Annotated in this window: 10 protein-coding genes and 2 tRNA genes; 4 read left to right on the top strand and 8 right to left on the bottom strand. The window is 65.0% G+C overall.

Going from position 1 to position 15,953, the window contains the following annotated elements; all coding sequences use genetic code 11:
• Nucleotide 1 precedes the first annotated feature (1 nt).
• The 3 genes from AC5RWA_RS14220 to AC5RWA_RS14210 all read right to left on the bottom strand — a co-directional run bounded on the left by AC5RWA_RS14220 (nt 2) and on the right by AC5RWA_RS14210 (nt 3,724).
• Nucleotides 2-949: an electron transfer flavoprotein subunit alpha/FixB family protein gene (locus AC5RWA_RS14220; protein WP_079597275.1), complete on the bottom strand. Its 948-nt coding sequence runs from the start codon at nt 947-949 to the stop codon at nt 2-4.
• Nucleotides 950-963: 14 nt separating this feature from the next.
• Entirely contained in the window at nt 964-1,764 is an 801-nt protein-coding gene (locus AC5RWA_RS14215; RefSeq protein WP_079597276.1) for an electron transfer flavoprotein subunit beta/FixA family protein, read from the bottom strand.
• 271 nt (nt 1,765-2,035) lie between these two features.
• Nucleotides 2,036-3,724, bottom strand: coding sequence for a S1C family serine protease (locus AC5RWA_RS14210; RefSeq protein WP_494058069.1), 1,689 nt, complete (start codon nt 3,722-3,724; stop codon nt 2,036-2,038).
• A gap of 286 nt (nt 3,725-4,010) precedes the next feature.
• On the opposite strand from AC5RWA_RS14210, the gene AC5RWA_RS14205 reads away from it, so the two are divergent.
• From AC5RWA_RS14205 to AC5RWA_RS14195, 3 genes are all read left to right on the top strand, one after another.
• The gene (locus tag AC5RWA_RS14205) at nt 4,011-6,056 is read left to right on the top strand and encodes a TPM domain-containing protein (protein WP_494058068.1); all 2,046 of its coding nucleotides are present in this window, start codon (nt 4,011-4,013) and stop codon (nt 6,054-6,056) included.
• 106 nt (nt 6,057-6,162) lie between these two features.
• The gene (locus tag AC5RWA_RS14200; RefSeq protein WP_079597279.1) at nt 6,163-6,957 is read left to right on the top strand and encodes a PspA/IM30 family protein; all 795 of its coding nucleotides are present in this window, start codon (nt 6,163-6,165) and stop codon (nt 6,955-6,957) included.
• 96 nt (nt 6,958-7,053) lie between these two features.
• Nucleotides 7,054-8,490, top strand: coding sequence for a cryptochrome/photolyase family protein (locus AC5RWA_RS14195; protein ID WP_494058067.1), 1,437 nt, complete (start codon nt 7,054-7,056; stop codon nt 8,488-8,490).
• Here the strand turns inward: AC5RWA_RS14195 and AC5RWA_RS14190 are convergent.
• From AC5RWA_RS14190 to AC5RWA_RS14170, 5 genes are all read right to left on the bottom strand, one after another.
• A complete protein-coding gene (locus AC5RWA_RS14190) occupies nt 8,487-9,419 on the bottom strand; it encodes a cytochrome b/b6 domain-containing protein (RefSeq protein ID WP_494058066.1) in 933 nt (310 codons plus the stop codon). The two genes, AC5RWA_RS14195 and AC5RWA_RS14190, sit on opposite strands and share 4 nt — an antisense overlap.
• Before the next feature lie 141 nt (nt 9,420-9,560).
• Nucleotides 9,561-9,634, bottom strand: a tRNA-Met gene (locus tag AC5RWA_RS14185).
• A gap of 197 nt (nt 9,635-9,831) precedes the next feature.
• Nucleotides 9,832-9,905: transfer RNA gene (locus tag AC5RWA_RS14180), tRNA-Met, on the bottom strand.
• Between the two features lie 119 nt (nt 9,906-10,024).
• Nucleotides 10,025-13,006: a UPF0182 family membrane protein gene (locus AC5RWA_RS14175; RefSeq protein WP_494058065.1), complete on the bottom strand. Its 2,982-nt coding sequence runs from the start codon at nt 13,004-13,006 to the stop codon at nt 10,025-10,027.
• A gap of 166 nt (nt 13,007-13,172) precedes the next feature.
• Nucleotides 13,173-14,357 carry a YlbL family protein gene (locus AC5RWA_RS14170; protein ID WP_494058064.1) on the bottom strand — a complete coding sequence of 395 codons (1,185 nt, stop codon included), beginning with the start codon at nt 14,355-14,357 and terminating at the stop codon, nt 13,173-13,175.
• 136 nt (nt 14,358-14,493) lie between these two features.
• Here AC5RWA_RS14170 and AC5RWA_RS14165 point away from each other — a divergent pair, with 136 nt between their 5' ends.
• Complete coding sequence (locus tag AC5RWA_RS14165; RefSeq protein WP_494058063.1) at nt 14,494-15,933, top strand: zinc-dependent metalloprotease; 1,440 nt, start codon at nt 14,494-14,496, stop codon at nt 15,931-15,933.
• Nucleotides 15,934-15,953: the final 20 nt, after the last annotated feature.

Raw genomic sequence — 15,953 nt, 5'->3', positions numbered from 1 at the left:
ATCAGCCTTTTCGCTTCTTGATTTCTTCCGTAGCCTGCGGCAGCACATCGAAGACGTCCCCGATGATGCCGAAATCGGCAATCTCGAAGACCGGCGACTCCGCGTCCTTGTTGACGGCAACGATGACCTTGGAGGTCTGCATCCCGGCCTTCTGCTGGATGGCCCCGGAGATGCCGGCTGAGATGTAGAGCTGGGGGGACACGGTCTTGCCGGTCTGGCCCACCTGTGCGTCATGGCTGATCCAGCCTGCGTCCGTGGCTGCGCGCGACGCTCCCACGGCTGCACCCAGTGCGTCGGCGAGCTCTTCGACGGGTCCGAAGTCGCCGTCCAGGCCGCGTCCGCCGGCCACCACGATCCGGGCGTCGGTGAGGTCGGGCCGTCCGCTGGCCACCTTCTGTTCGCGGGCGGTGATCCGGGCAGCTGCGGCCGCGGCCGGCACCTCTACGGTGACGGTTTCCGGCGTGGAGGGGGCAGTGGCAGGCTCGGCCGTGATGTTGTTGGCCTTAACGGTCACTACTGACACGGACGTGGTGGCCTTGCAGGAAGTGTTGTAGGAGCCGGCCAGGACGGACTTGTGCGCGGTTCCATCCGCGTCCACAGCTATGGCGTCGGTGATAACACCGGCGTTCAGCCGGATCGCCACACGGGCAGCAATCTCCTTGCCCTCGGGCGAGTTGTCCAGCAGGACGATGCCCGCGCCGGTGGTTTCCGCGGCCGCGGCGACGTAGGCAGCCTTCGGGGCAACCAGGAAGTCGTCGAGGTCCTGGGCCGAGGGGCGCACCACAGTGCTGACGCCGTATTCGGCGAAGGCAGCCGCAACGCCGTCGGAAAGCTCCCCGTTGAGGGCCACAGCGCTCTCCCCCAGTGAACGTGCCAGTGTCAGCAGCTCGAGGTAGCTCTTTTTGACGGCAGCGCCCGGGTTGTCAATGAATACAAGTACTTTTGCCATGTCTGTGATCCCTCTTAGAGCAGCTTCTGGGCGGCCAGGAAGTCAACCAGCTTGATGCCGGCATCGCCTTCGTCGGTGATGATGGTGCCCGCGGTCCGGGGCGGGCGTTCCTCTGCATTGATGATGCTGGTCCAGGACCCGGCGAAGCCCACCTGTGCCTGGTCAACACCAATGTCCGCGAGCGACAGTGTGGTGATGCTCTTGCGCTTGGCGGCGATGATGCCCTTGAAGTTGGGGTACCGGGGCTCATTGATCTGGTCCGTCACGGACACAACGGCGGGCAGGGATGCTTCCACCGTTTCGGAGAACGTATCGGCATCGCGCCGCGCCGTCAGCCTGCCGCCGCTGACCTCCAGCGACGAGGCAAAGGTGACCTGTGGCAGGCCAAGCCGTTCCGCCAGCTGCGCCGGAACCAGGGAGGTTTCGCCGTCGGTGGAAGCCATGCCGGTGATCACCAGGTCCACCGGTGCGGACTGGCCCAGGTACCGGACGGTGGCCGCCAACGCGAGGGATGTAGCGGCGGCGTCGGAACCGGCCAGCGCGTCATCGGTGAGGTGGACCCCCTCGGTGGCCCCGATCTGGAGTGCCTTCTTGATGGCATTGACGGCCCCGGCAGGACCCATGCTCAGGGCGATGACCTGGTTGCCCGCCTTGCTGCCGCCACGCGCCTCGGCGAGCTGCAGTGCCGCCTCGAGTGCGTATTCGTCGAGCTCGGACAGGATGCTCTCATCGCGGTCCGTCGTGTACCCCTCCCCGTTGAGGTGACGGTCGAACTGGGCGTCCGGTACATGCTTGACCAGGACGATGATCTTCAATGTATCTTCCACTGTATTGACAGCAGCCTTCCATGCTTGTGGACAGCCAGCCGGGTGAGGTCGTGGCCGCGGAATGCCCGGCATACGGGTAGCTCCTAGCTAACCATATAGGCCCGCCCCTGCGCCCTCTTCCGTTAACGCCTGTGTCAGCACTCCCTTGACGCCGGTGCCTGGCTTCCCCACGAGGTGGAAACAACGACGGCGACGCCCCCGCCCGAAGGTGGGGACGCCGCCGTCGTACTGCTGCTTCGCGGTTAGCGCCGTACGGCACTTAGCTCGCTGCAGTGCCCAGCGTGACGTCGAACGTCTGTTCCTGGCCGTTGCGCAGGACGGTGATCTTCACTTTGGAACCGCCGGGCTGCTCACGCACAGCCGCGGTCAGTTGCTCAGGTTCACCGACTGCAAGGTCGTTGAACCTCGTGATCACGTCACCCACCCTGATACCTGCCTTGGCGGCTGCCGAGTCCGGTTCCACGGTGGCGACGTCCGCGCCTACAGAGAACTCTGAGGACGCGCTCGTGCCCTTCGGCTTGACGCTGACACCCAGCTGCCCGTGGGAAGCCTTGCCGGTCTCGATGATTTCCTGGGCAACCCGCTTGGCGTGGTTGATGGGGATGCTGAAGCCGACGCCGATGTTTCCGCTCGTGGAGGATGCGCTTGAGCCCGCCGACGCGATGGCCACGTTGACGCCGATAATCTCACCGTTGCTGTTGACCAGGGCGCCGCCTGAGTTGCCCGGGTTGATGGCTGCGTCCGTCTGGATGACGTTGATGGATATTTGGCCCTGTTCTGCAGTCTGCTGGCTCTGTCCACCGCCCGGAGGCGCGAACTGGAAGCCGCCCTCGTCGTCGCCCTCGGCGTTGTCCCCCTCTTCGGGGGCAGCTGCCGACGCAACACTGATGGTCCTGTTGAGGGTGGAGACGATTCCGTCGGTGACGGTTCCGGTGAGACCCAGCGGAGAGCCGATGGCGATGGCAGTGTCTCCCACGTTCAGCTTCCCGGAATCGCCAAGGGTGGCCGGGGTGAGGCCCGAGCCTGCGTCCACCTTGATCACGGCGAGGTCCGACAACGGATCCGTGCCGACCAGCTTCGCAGGGATGACCCGGCCGTCACTCGAGCGGACCTCAAGGTTCGCATTCGCCGTCTGGCCGTCGAGGGTGACCACGTGGGTGTTGGTGAGGATGTGTCCCTGGTCGTCCAGCACGATGCCCGAACCGGTGCCGCCCGCACTGCCGGTGGAAGCACTGATGGTTACCACGCTGGGTGAAGCCTTCACTGCTGCTGCAGTGATCTCGTTGACCGAGTCCTGGTTGTTGACGATGACGGTGCCGGGCTGGGCGTTGCTGCTGGTGCTGGCCGGGGTTCCGGAGGTACCGAACCATTCAGCGGAGCCCACCGTGGCCACGCCGCCGCCCACCAGGCCCGCGGCGAGGATGCTGGCCACCAGCGTGCCGACGCCGAAGCTGGCTTTCCGCCGCGGGGCATCCTTGGGATTCGGCGCGAGGCCCACCGCTCCGCCCTGGAATTCATGCGCACCCTGGGCCTGGTGGCCGCTGTGTTGGCCGATGTCCTGATGGCCGTTGTGCAGCTGGCCCTGGGGACTGTGCTGGGGGTACTGCTGCGTATGCTGCTGACCCTGCCCGTAGTACCCGGACTGGCCGTAGAAAGGCTGGCGCTGGGGATAGTCGGGGCGGGGAGCTCCGGGGAGTTCCTGCGTGGGGTTCGCCCGCTGCGGCTGGTCCAGCCTTTCCGTGGGGTACTGCTGAGGAGCCGGGACGTGTCCACCGTCGGGCTGGTCACCTGCTGCCAGGCGTTGGCTTGCCGCGTCCTCCGCACCGCGGGCTTCCGCATGCTGAGCCTCCGCGGAACCCTCCCCCGGCTGCGGGTGCTGCTGCCACGGATTCCGGTTGCCCGGACGGTTATCCTCGGCGCCCTGTCCGGGAGTGTGGTTCTCAGTCATGGGACTTCCTTTCATCCTCGTCTGCATTAACTATGAACTCATTGGCTGGAACAAGCTCGGATGTTTGCTGAGAGCTTCCTGATGGCCCTTTTTCCCCTGTGCGCCGCCCCCGCATGCGTTTCGCTGGTGGCATATTCCCGCCGATGGACGGGCTGTGGGGTGCACCATAGAATCAAGATGAATTGCCACAGCGACCTGCGGCTTCACACCAAGCGTGGGGGCGCTGCTGGATTCTGAGACGACTGATTCGTCCCGAATCGGTGTCAGGCGTGCTGAAGGGTTGCACATGCGGTCAAAGTTCAAACGTATACTCGCCGTCATCGGCCTCACCGGCCTGCTGGCGGTACCCGCCGGCGCGGCCTGGGCAGAGGACCCAGTGACCATTCCCTCGGGAACCAACATTGTGGACGACGCCAACATTCTTGGCAGCCGCAAGGGTGAAGTGCAGGAAGCGATCTCGAAGCTTCTGAAAGACCACAAATACAATCTCTATGTTGTGACCGTGGATTCGTTCACCAATCCCGCCGATCCTGCAGCCTGGGCACAGGCCGTAGCGACGAATAAGAGCATGGGCCGGTCCGACGCCATCCTCGCGATAGCGGAAGAAGGGAAATTCAGCTTCGTATTGAACTCGGCCAGTCCCATCAAGCCCAAGCAGGGGGCCATCAGTCAAAACGCCGTCACGGCCAATCTGGCGGGCGGCAACCCCGACTTCGCGCAGGCCGCAATTGACACCGCAGCGGCCATCGGTGACGCCGCTGGTGGTGGAAGCGGAACGGTTCCTTCCGATAACGGAGCCGGCACTGCCGTCCTGGTTGGCACGGGCGTTGTCGCGGCCGGTGGCGCCGGCGCCTACCTGTACTTCCGCAACAAGCGCAAGAAAGCAGCCGGCCAGGCAGCGACAGGCAGCTATGGGCCGCAGGGCGCCGAGCTCGATCCGCTGGCCTCGCTCAGCGTTGAGGAACTGCGCCGGAAGAGCGGCTCCCTGCTGATCGAAGCTGACGACGCCATCAAGTCCAGCGAGCAGGAACTGATGTTCGCGCAGGCACAGTACGGTGATTCCGCCGTTGGCAACTTCACCAAGGCCCTGGACGAAGCCAAAGGCCACATGACGGAATCGTTCAAGCTGCAGCAGCAGTTGGACGACCACATTCCCGACACTGAAGAGCAGCAGCGCACATGGCTTGGCGAGATCATCCGCCGTTCGGAAGCCGCCCTGGCATCCCTGCAGGAACAGAAGGCCGATTTCGATTCCCTGCGGGAGCTCGAGAAGAACGCCCCGCAGGCACTCGCAGCCGTCAATGCAGGAGCCCGTGAAGCAGATGCAAAAATTGCAAGTGCGGAGCAGTCCCTCGGCACCCTGCGCGCCAAGTACGCCGAGAGCGCCCTGACCCAGGTCTCCGACAACATCCTGCAGGCCAAGGAACGCCTGGCCTTCGTCCAGAACGCCACCGCCACCGCACAGCAAAAGCTGGGCGAGGGCGAAGGCAGCCTGGCAGCCGTGGCCGTCCGGGCAGCAGAGGAAAGCCTGCACCAGACCAACGTCCTCCTGGACGCCATCTCCAAGGTCTCATCCAATCTGGACGAAGCGAGGACCAGCCTCGAGGCAGCAGTGGCTGACACCTCGCAGGACCTTGCCCAGGCAAGGGCAATAATCCAGTCCGGCGCCCACCCCGAGCTGGCCGGTCCGGTGGCAGGTGTGGAAGCGGCACTGGGGCAGGTGAAAGCGGAGATGCAGGGCGGAAAGATCGATCCGATCGCCACCCTCCAGCGCGTTGAGACCGCCCATCAGTCCCTCGACCAGGCGCTGACCGGCATCCGGGACCAGCAGGAGCAGGCGCGCCGTGCGCAGGCATCGCTCCAGCAGACCATCATGTCTGCCCAAGCCCAGATCAGTGCAACGTCCGACTACATCACCGCCCGGCGCGGCGGCGTGGGCACCGAGGCGCGCACCCGGCTGGCAGAGTCGCAGCGGAACCTCGACTATGCGCTGTCCATTGCCCGGACCGATCCGGTCACTGCATTGACCTACGCCCAACAGGCTCACGCGCTCGCTGCGCAGGCGGCCCAGCTGGCACAGGCTGACGTGGACCACTTCGACGGCTACGCCAACCAGGGCTACGGCCGGGGCGGCATGTTCGGCGGCGGTGGAGGTGGCGGCCTCGGCGGCGCCATCCTGGGCGGCATCCTCATCAACTCCATCCTTAACGGAGGCGGCGGCGGGGGCTGGGGCGGCGGCCACAGCGACGGCGGAGGCTGGGGCGGAGGTGACTTCGGCGGCGGCGACTTCGGTGGCGGAGACTTCGGCGGAGGAGACTCGGGAAGTTTCTGACAATCAGATTGGACGTTTGACGGGGTCCCGGCGGGCGGACAGAAGCAGTACACCCACTGTTCACGGATTTCAGTGGTCATCACAGAGCAGGACGAAAGGTAACACCATGGTTAAGCAGTCCATTTTCGGCCGTGTCGCACAGCTGGCAAAGGCAAATATCAACTCCTTGCTGGATAACGCTGAGGACCCGCAGAAGATGCTGGACCAGATGGTCCGGGACTACACCAACAACATCGCCGAAGCGGAGTCCGCCGTCGCACAGACCATCGGCAACCTCCGCATGCTCGAGGACGACTACAACGAGGATGTCAAGAACTCGCGCGACTGGGGAAACAAGGCACTTGCCGCTTCCCGTAAGGCCGATGAATACCGTGCCAACGGCAATGTGACGGATGCCGAAAAGTTCGACAACCTGGCCAAGGTTGCCCTGCAGCGGCAGATGGCCGCCGAAAATGAGGCCAAGGGCGCCGAACCGAGCATCGCTTCCCAGCGGGAAGTAGTGGACAAGCTGAAGACCGGCCTGGACCAGATGAAGGGCAAGCTCAACCAGCTGACCAGCAAGCGCAACGAACTGGTGGCCCGCTCCAAGACCGCGGCTGCGCAGTCGCAGGTCCACGACGCCATCAAGAGCATTGACATCATGGACCCCACCAGCGAGGTGGGCCGCTTCGAGGAGAAGATCCGCCGGGAAGAGGCGAAGGTCCGTGGGCAGCAGGAACTGGCGGCGTCAAGCCTCGATGCGCAGTTCAACCAGCTCGAGGACCTTGGTGAGCAGGTGGAGATTGAAGCCCGCCTGGCCGCGTTGAAGTCGGGCGGCGCCTCAAAGCCTGCCATCGGCGCAGCCGGCTCTGCCAACTCCGATGAATCCACCACGACTGAAATCGACTACGACAAGCTCTGACGGATAGCAGAAGCAGCCCTCGTGAAGGGCGTTGGGTAAGGGCCGGGGCCGGAAGCTCCGGCCCTTACCCATGCCGCAGGTGTGTAGCGTGGTGGCATGTCTTCTTCCGATGTGACGTCCCTGGTGTGGCTGCGTGACGATCTTCGTTTGGACGACAACCCTGCGTTGTCTGAGGCTGCCGCACTCGGGCTCCCCCTGACGGTGGTGTACATCCTGGACGAGGAGTCAGAGGGAATCCGTGCTCTGGGAGGGGCGGCACGCTGGTGGCTGCACCATTCCCTGGCGGCGCTGTCCGGATCGCTTGAAGCCAAGGGCTCGCGCCTGCTTCTCCGCCGCGGTCCCGCGGCAGACACGATCAGGGAATTGGCGTCTGAAACCGGCGCTGGCCATTTTTTCTGGAACCGGCGCTACGGCCTTCCGGAGCGCACCGTGGACGCCGCCGTCAAGGCCTGGGCAGCGGACAACGGGCTGGAAGCATCGAGCTACCAGGCAAACCTGCTGTTCGAGCCATGGACGGTGCGCACAGGTGCCGGTGGACCGTACAAGGTGTTTACGCCGTTCTGGCGTACCTGCCTGGCGGGCCATGAAGTCCGCGACCCCCTGGAGCCTCCCCGCAGCCTGCCGTCACCTGCCGCTCCGAAGGGCCGCCTGCCGCAGGGCGACGACCTGGACAGCTGGCAGCTGCTGCCCTCCTCCCCCGATTGGAGCGGCGGCCTGGCTGACACCTGGGAGCCCGGTGAAGACGGCGCGCTGCACCGGCTGGAGGACTTCCTTGCCGGACCAGCCGAAGACTACGGCACGGGGAGGAACATTCCCGGTGCCGAAGGGACCAGCCGGCTCTCGCCGCACCTGAGGTTCGGCGAAGTGAGTCCCTTCCGGGTGTGGCGGGAAATACGCCGGCGGTTCCCGCACAAGGTGCCGGCCGACGTCGCGATTTTCCGTTCGGAACTTGGCTGGCGGGAGTTCTGCTGGCACCTGCTGTATGCGAACCCGCACCTTGCCACCCGCAACTACCGGGCCGAGTTCGACCGGTTTGAGTGGCAGTCCCTCGGCAAGGAGGAACTGCAGGCGTGGCAGCAGGGGCGCACGGGCTATCCGCTCGTGGACGCCGGCATGCGCCAGCTCTGGCAGACCGGCTGGATGCACAACCGCGTCCGGATGGCCGCTGCCTCGTTCCTGGTCAAGAACCTGCTGGCTGACTGGCGCATCGGGGAGGAATGGTTCTGGGACACCCTCGTGGACGCAGATGCCGCCAGCAACCCTGCCAACTGGCAATGGGTGGCAGGGTCGGGCGCCGATGCCTCGCCCTACTACCGGATCTTCAACCCGGTAACGCAGAGCAGGAAATTCGACGCCGCCGGGGCTTACCTCCGTGAGTTCGTCCCTGAGCTTGCCGGCCTTGACGCCAAGGCCATTCATGAACCGTGGAAGGCCGGTGTGCCGGAGTACCCGGCCCCCCTCGTTGAATTGCCCGAATCGAGGGAGCGCGCCCTGGAGGCTTACCAGAGGCTTAAAGATTCCCAGGCGGGTTAGCGGCTGACCTTGCCCATCAGGGAAGCAATGGGCCGCAGGAAGATCGGACGGGCAAGGAACCAGGCCGCCACCATGACCACCACCGAGGCAACGAAGACCCAGAAGCCGAACCAGCCGTCGTCGTCACGCACGCCGTACATGTGGTTGAGGTTGCGCAGCGCGCCGGTGGCCAGCACCAGGAAGACGTGCACCACGATGAAGGCCACGAAGTAGATCATTACCGGGAAGTGGACGGCGCGGGCCCATTCGATGGGGAACGCCTTGTTGAGGCCGGCGGCCTTTTTGGGCCAGGCCGAGGACATCCGGAGGCCGGTGATGAACGCAAGCGGCGCGGCGATGAAAACCGTGGCGAAGTAGGCCAGCAGCTGCAGCGCGTTGTAGTTGATCCAGCCGTTCTCCGTTGGCCAGTTGAGCGACGCATACTGCAGGGCCGCCGAGAGGGCGTTCGGGAACACGTCCCAGCTCGTGGGGACGATGCGCATCCACTGTCCGGTGGCGAAGAGCAGGACCGCGAACACGAGCCCGTTGAGGATCCACAGCGCGTCCAGGGTCAGGTGGAACCACAGTTCCAGGCTGATCTTGGTGGGCGCGTTTTTGGTCCGGATCAGGCCCTTGTTGTTGCGGGTCCAGTGCCCGCTGGGACGGGTGGTGGTGCGCACCTGCCAGCCGGTGCGGATGATCAGTAGCAGGAAGAACGCATTCAGGAAGTGCTGCCAGGCCAGCCAGGCCGGAAAACCCACCGGAGCATTGTCGGGAAGCTCCGAGTGGCCCGGGTAGTCCGTCACGAAGGAGGCAACAGCCGGCAGCCCCATCAGCCACTTGGCAAGCAGTACCACCAGGACCAGCGCCACGAGGACGGCGGGCACCCCCCAGTAGAGTCGGGACCGCTTACCCGCGGCGGTGCCGGGCTTCTTCGTGGGTGTGGACATCGAACAACATTCCTCTCGAGAATGACTGGCCAAGTACTCACTGCGCGTGAGGCTCTGCGAAAGAGAATACTAGGAACTACCCGTATCCAAGGAAAAAGAAGACCCCGTCCGGCATATCTGCCGTACGGGGTCTTCACATAGTTGCGGGGACAGGATTTGAACCTGTGACCTCTGGGTTATGAGCCCAGCGAGCTACCGAACTGCTCCACCCCGCGTCGCTGAAACAACACTACCCTATTTTCGCGGCAGGTTTTTCCACCCTGCACTCCGGCGCCGAAACGGGTCCACGGAGGGACCCCTTCCGGCCGCTGACCCCTACCCGGATCCGGCATCGGCATTGGGGTTAGGACGTTCGTTTTGGGTTAAACAGAAAGGCCCGGACACTGTTTCCAGTGTCCGGGCCTTTCGCCAGTTGCGGGGACAGGATTTGAACCTGTGACCTCTGGGTTATGAGCCCAGCGAGCTACCGAACTGCTCCACCCCGCGTCGCAAGAACTACTTTACCGGCCGGTGAACATCCGGCCAAATCGAAGCGGCGTGATCTCCGTTACGCCGGCCCGGCACCCGCCCGCAAAGGGGCAGATGCCGGGCCGCCGTCGTCGGATCTAGCTGCTCGCTGAAGGCGACGGCGTAGCTTCAGGCGTGGCAGTAGCTGCCGGCGCCGGGGTGGCCTCCGGGGCTGCTACCGGGATCTTGGCCTCGGCGTCCACAGCCCTTTGCAGCGCAGCCTGGATCCGCTTCTGGGCCTCGCCGTAGGCAGCGAAGTCACCGGCGGCCAGTGCTGCCTGCCCTGCCTGGATCGCCGCGTTGGCTTCCTCCAGTGCCGCCTTCAGGTCCGCCTTGGCGTCCGCTCCCCCGGGAGGAGCAGCCGGGGCCCCGGGATCAGCCGGGGTCTGACCGTTGTTGTCCGAGTCGCCGGCGGCAGCACCGGAGTCACCGCCGAAGAGTTGCTTCAGCGCCTCATCCAGCGTGGGCGCGAAGCCCACCTTGTCACCGAAGGCCACCAGGACGCGCTGCAGAGTGGGGTACGACGTCTCACCGGTGGACTTGAGGTAGACCGGCTGGACGTACAGGATGCCGCCGCCCACAGGCAGTGTCAGCAGGTTGCCGTTCAATACGTCCGAGGCACCCTGGCGCAGCAGGTTGAGGGCCTGCGACACCGTGGGATCGGAGTTGAACTTGTTCTGCGCCTGGCCCGGGCCGGGGACCTGGATCTCCGGCGGGATCTGCAGCAGCCGGAGCTTGCCGTAGCTTTCGGCCTTGACACCTGCCTGGTTGCCGGCATCCGAGTCCGCTGCCAGGAAGCCGTAGAGGACGTTGCGTGCGTTGCCGTTGACGATCTGCGGAATGAAGGAGGACGTCAGCTGGAACGCGGGCTTGTCCTGGTCCGGCATCTGCAGCGACATGTAGAACGGCGGCTGCTTGACGTCCGTGTCCACGGTGGGATCCGCGGGAACGCTCCAGGCGTCGTTGGTCTTGTAGAAGCTGGAGGGATCGGTGACGTGGTACTCACCCAGAAGCTGGCGCTGGACCTTGAACAGGTCCTCCGGGTAGCGGACGTGGCTCATGACGTCGCCCGACATCTCCGAATAAGGCTTCAGTGAAGTGGGGAACACCTTCTGCCAGGCCTTCAGCAGCGGGTCCTGGTCATCCCAGGCGTACAGAGTGACGGACCCGTCATAGGCGTCCACCGTGGCCTTAACCGAGTTCCGGATGTAGTTGACCGTGCTGTTGGGCAGGGCAACCGCCCGGCCTGACGTGGTCTGGGAGTCCGCGGTGGCATCCGACAGCTGTTCCTGCTGCGAGTACGGGTAGTACTGGCTGGTGGTGTAGCCGTCCACGATCCACTTGACGCGGCCGTCCACCACTGCCGGGTAGGCGTTGCCGTCAACCGTCAGGTAGGGCGCAACCTTCTCGACGCGATCGCGGGGGTTGCGGTCGTACAGGATCTGCGACTCGGGGTTCACGCCGTCCGAGAGCAGCAGGTCCGACGACTGGAACTTGATGGAGTACAGGACCTTGTTGAAGAAGCTGCCCACGTTGGGCCCGCCGTTGCCTTGGAACGTGTACTGGGTTTCCCCTTCGCCCTCGCGGCCGGACGGCCTGTCCTGCTCACGGGCGGGGGCACCGTCCGGCGCGCCTACTATCGAGTAGTCCGGGGACGATTCGCCGAAGTAGATCCGGGGCTCGTAGCTTGAATCATCGCCGAGCACACCCGTGGAGGGGATGCCGGACTGGAGGAACTCGGGCTTGCCGTCCACGGTGAACTTGTTGCCCTTTGCCGCCACGACGCCGTAGCCGTGCGTGTACACCACGTGCTGGTTGAGCCAGCCCTGCTGGTTTGTGGCAACGTTCGTGGGGTTCAGCTCGCGGACCGCGATCACGGTGTCCTGGATCTTGCCGTCCACTTCGTAGCGGTCAACGTTCAGGGCTTCGGGGAACTGGTAGTACGGGCGGTACTGCTCGAGTTGGGAGAACGCGTCGGAGATCAGGTTCGGGTCCAGCAGGCGGATGTTCGCGGTGGTCTGGGCGTCCGGCGCGAGGGCGCCGGTGCTTGCGGTGTTGGTGGCGTCGTAGCGGCTCACCTGGATGGTGTCCAGGCCGTAGGCGCTGCGGGTGTTGTCGATGTTGCGCTGGATGAATTCCTTTTCCAGCGTTTCCTCGGAGGGCCGCACCTGGAACTGCTGGATGACCCAGGGGTAGACGCCGCCGGCGAGAATGGAGGTGATCACCAGCATGGCGGTGCCGATGACCGGCAGGCGCCAGCGTCCGATGACGGCCGCGACGACGAACAGGATGGCAACGAGCACGGCGGCCACGGCCAGGATGGCCTTGGTGGGGATGACGGCGTTGACGTCCGTGTAAAGGGCACCGGCCCAGCGGCCATTGTTGCTCTGCACGGCGGAGAAACGGTCCAGCCAGAAGTTCACGCCCAGCAGCACCAGGAAGGCGGCACCGGTGACGGCGATGTGGATCTGGGCTGCGCGGCTCGTGAACACGCCGCGTTCCATCAAGCGGATGCTGCCGTAGAGGTAGTGCGTGAGGATGCCCGCGATGCCCGCGATGACCACAACGCTGATCAGGAAGCCGGTGACGAACCCAAGGAACGGCAGGACCATCAGGTAGAAGCTGATGTCCATGTCGAATTCGGGGTCTCTCTTGCCAAAGCCCTCCTGGTTGAAGAACAGCAGGACTTTTTGCCACTGGCTTGCGGCTGCGCTGCCTGCGAAGAGCCCGAAGAGGACCGGCAGGCCCACCATGACCACCCGGCGGACGGGTTCCAGCTGGGCCTGGTACCGGTTGAGGTTGTCGCGGATGTCGGAGTCCGGAGCGTACACGGGCCGGGCCTGGTAGGCGATGCGGATCGCGAAGAACACGGCAGCGAACATCAAGGCGAATCCGGCCGCGAAGATGCCGATCCTGGCCAGGTTCTCGGTGACGAAGACTTCAATGAAGCCCAGCTGCCGGTACCAGAGGACATCGGTCCAGACATTGGCGAAGAAGATGAAGCCCACAACCACGAGGGCAACGACGATCAGGGTGGGCGTCAGTGCGCCGCGCCGTGATGGGGGTCTGCCTGTGGACATGGTGCTGGCGGGACGGGACAAACTGGGTACCTCATAGCTGGTCGTCAGATATTCGAAGCGTGCGTGCGAGCGACGAACTCCACCGGTCAAACGGCTGGTTTTGCCCGTCATAATTGCCACGAGTGGCGGTAAAGCTTAGTTCCTGTCGAGTCTAGTTGCGCCCAGTCTAGTTGTTTGTGCAGCCCGGCAGGCCGGATGTGTCCTGGCCGGTGCCGGCACGTTCGACGGCGGCCCTTGCCTCTGCCAGGTTCTCGACCCGTACCACCTGCAGGCCGTCGGGGATGTGCCCTGCCACCTGCTCGCAGTTGGCGGCGGGCGCCAGGAACAGGGTGGCTCCCCCGGCGCGGGCAGCCTGCATCTTCTGCCCGATCCCGCCGATGGGCCCTACCGCCCCGTCCGGGGTAATGGTGCCGGTCCCTGCGATGTGCTTGCCGCCGGTCAGGTCGCCGGGGGTGACGGTGTCGATAATGCCGAGCGAGAACATCAGGCCGGCGGACGGACCGCCAACCTTCTCCAGGGAGATCTCCACGTCAAAGGGGAAAGTGAACAGATACTTGAGCATGACACCGAGGATGAACCGGCCTTGGCCGTTGTCCTTCGGGGTGATGGTTTCGGTTACCGGCTGCCCTTCGCGCTCCAGGACGACGGTGGCGGCGGCACCGTTGCCCGCGGCCAGTTCCTCCTGGATGACGGACAGCGCGGTGATGTCCTTGCCGTTGATGGATTTCAGGATGTCCCCGGGCTGGATCTTGCCCGCCGACGCCGATCCTTCGGAAAGGTCCGCTGCCTGAAGCTGCTGGCCGAAAGGGATGTCCAGCTCGTTGAGTGCCGAGGCCACGGCGTTCTCCTGCGAGGTGGTCATGGCCACGGCGCTTTGTTCCTCGGCTTCCTGCCGGGTGGTCCCCGTGGGATAGAGGAGCTCCACCGGGTGGACGGCCTTGGTCCGGTCCAGCCAGGCTGAAAAGGCACCGATAATGCTGACTGGCCCGTTGGGGCCGCCGGCGACGTACACGGTGGTCAGGTCGAGGTTCCCGACAGCGGGGTACGATTCCCGGCCGGTGACTTTGATGACCGGGGTTCCCTGGCTTTGCCCCAGCGTGTTGTACGTGGGGCCGGGTGATTCCACAACATAGGGGACGGGAATCGTGGCGACGCCGATTCCAAGGCCCAGCGCGGCCATGCCTGCCAGCATCATGGTGGACACCCGCGGGTCCCGCGGCGGTGTGCCGGCCTCTTCAGGTGCGGTCCCGCCGTCGGCCGTTATGCCGGCGTCTTTTTCCCAGGAAAAGCCATCGTGGGGAAGCTCAGGGGCGTGGTCCTCGGAGGGGTAGCCGCCACGGGTTGTAGTCACCCCACCAACACTACGCGGTGGCAGACAGGGACAGCTCTTTGCCTACAGCGAACGACAACGCAGTGCGGCAGACAGCCGACCATGGCCGGGGTACCGTGAAGGTTGATCAACAGTCACACCGACGATCGGCGGGATCATGACCTCCAATCCACTTAATCCGTCCAACGGCGACGATACCCCCAAGGATCCGTTGACCGAGATGCTGCAGAGCCTGATGGGCGGCAAGGGGATGGAAAATTTCGACCCCGCCGAACTCGCCAAGGCCGCCGGCCTGCCGAACGACCCCAACCTGCTGGCCCAGATGTTCTCCCAGGTGCAGGCCATGATGAGCGCGCCGTCCGAGGGGCCCGTCAACTGGACGCTGGCCCACGACAATGCACGGCGCGTGGCAGCAAGCAGCTCGGACCCATCGGTAACCTCCCAGCAGTCGCGTGACGTGGACGAGGCCCTCCGCCTGGCGGAACTGTGGCTGGACCCTGTCACTGACCTGCCGGCCACCGGCCTGATCGGCCGGGCCTGGTCCCGCGCGGAATGGGTCGAGGCCACCCTGGGCACCTGGAAAAGGCTGACGGAACCCGTGGCCAACAGCATCGCCAACGCGCTTTCATCCGCCATGACGGAGCAGATGCCCGAGGAGATGAAGTCCATGATGGGCGGCGCTTCCTCCATGCTCCAGAACATGGGCGGAGCCATCTTCGGCATGCAGCTGGGCCAGGCCATCGGTGCCCTCTCCGCCGACGTGGTCAGTTCCACGGATATCGGCGTGCCCCTTGCCGACCTTGAAATGGCGCTGCTGCCGGCGAACGTTGCCGCGTTCGGCGAGGGCCTGTCCCTGCCTGAAAACGACATCCGGCTCTTCCTCGCCGTTCGCGAAGCGGCCCATGCCCGCCTTTTCGTCCAGGTTCCCTGGCTGCGGGGGCACCTGCTCGGCGCTATCGAAGCCTATGCGCGCGGCATCCACATCGACACCTCGCGCATCGAGGAATTGGCCCGGGACCTGGACCCGAGCAACCCCGAAGGGATCCAGGAGGCCCTGTCCCAGGGCGTCTTTATGCCCCAGCGGACCCCTGCCCAGGAACAGGCCCTGGAGAAGCTGGAAACAGCACTCGCCCTCGTGGAGGGCTGGGTGGACGAACTCACGGCCGCGGCGACCGAAAAGATGCTGCCCTCCGCCGGTGCGCTGCGCGAAACCGTGCGGCGCCGCCGCGCCACGGGAGGCCCTGCCGAACACGCCTTCGCTTCACTGGTGGGCCTGGAACTGCGTCCCCGGCGGCTGCGTGACGCCGCCACGCTGTGGGCCACCCTGAAGGAAGAGCGCGGCATCGAGGGACGCGACGCCATCTGGCACCACCCGGACCTGCTGCCCACCGCGGAGGACCTGGACGATCCCAAGGGCTTCAGCGGGCGCCGCAAACTGGCCGAAGCCAGCGACAGCGAAGTGGATGATGCCCTGCAGAAACTGCTCAGCGGCGGTTTCGACGAGGCGCCGGGCACGGATGCCGGGAAAGACGCGGGGACGGACAAGGACGAAGATTCACAGGACGACGACGGCGGGGACAACCAGCCGAAGGGCTAAGTCCTGCGGTGGCCGCCGGG

Source organism: Arthrobacter sp. 210 2 (assembly GCF_059093025.1).
This window is presented reverse-complemented; position numbering and strand designations above follow the sequence as displayed.

What these genes read in the sequence shown, in the direction of transcription:
- AC5RWA_RS14165 (WP_494058063.1), top strand. Translation starts at nt 14,494, where the DNA reads ATGACCTCCAATCCACTTAATCCGTCCAACGGCGACGATACCCCCAAG.
- AC5RWA_RS14190 (WP_494058066.1), bottom strand. Translation starts at nt 9,419, where the DNA reads ATGTCCACACCCACGAAGAAGCCCGGCACCGCCGCGGGTAAGCGGTCC.
- AC5RWA_RS14200 (WP_079597279.1), top strand. Translation starts at nt 6,163, where the DNA reads ATGGTTAAGCAGTCCATTTTCGGCCGTGTCGCACAGCTGGCAAAGGCA.
- AC5RWA_RS14210 (WP_494058069.1), bottom strand. Translation starts at nt 3,724, where the DNA reads ATGACTGAGAACCACACTCCCGGACAGGGCGCCGAGGATAACCGTCCG.
- AC5RWA_RS14175 (WP_494058065.1), bottom strand. Translation starts at nt 13,006, where the DNA reads ATGTCCACAGGCAGACCCCCATCACGGCGCGGCGCACTGACGCCCACC.
- AC5RWA_RS14195 (WP_494058067.1), top strand. Translation starts at nt 7,054, where the DNA reads ATGTCTTCTTCCGATGTGACGTCCCTGGTGTGGCTGCGTGACGATCTT.
- AC5RWA_RS14205 (WP_494058068.1), top strand. Translation starts at nt 4,011, where the DNA reads ATGCGGTCAAAGTTCAAACGTATACTCGCCGTCATCGGCCTCACCGGC.
- AC5RWA_RS14220 (WP_079597275.1), bottom strand. Translation starts at nt 949, where the DNA reads ATGGCAAAAGTACTTGTATTCATTGACAACCCGGGCGCTGCCGTCAAA.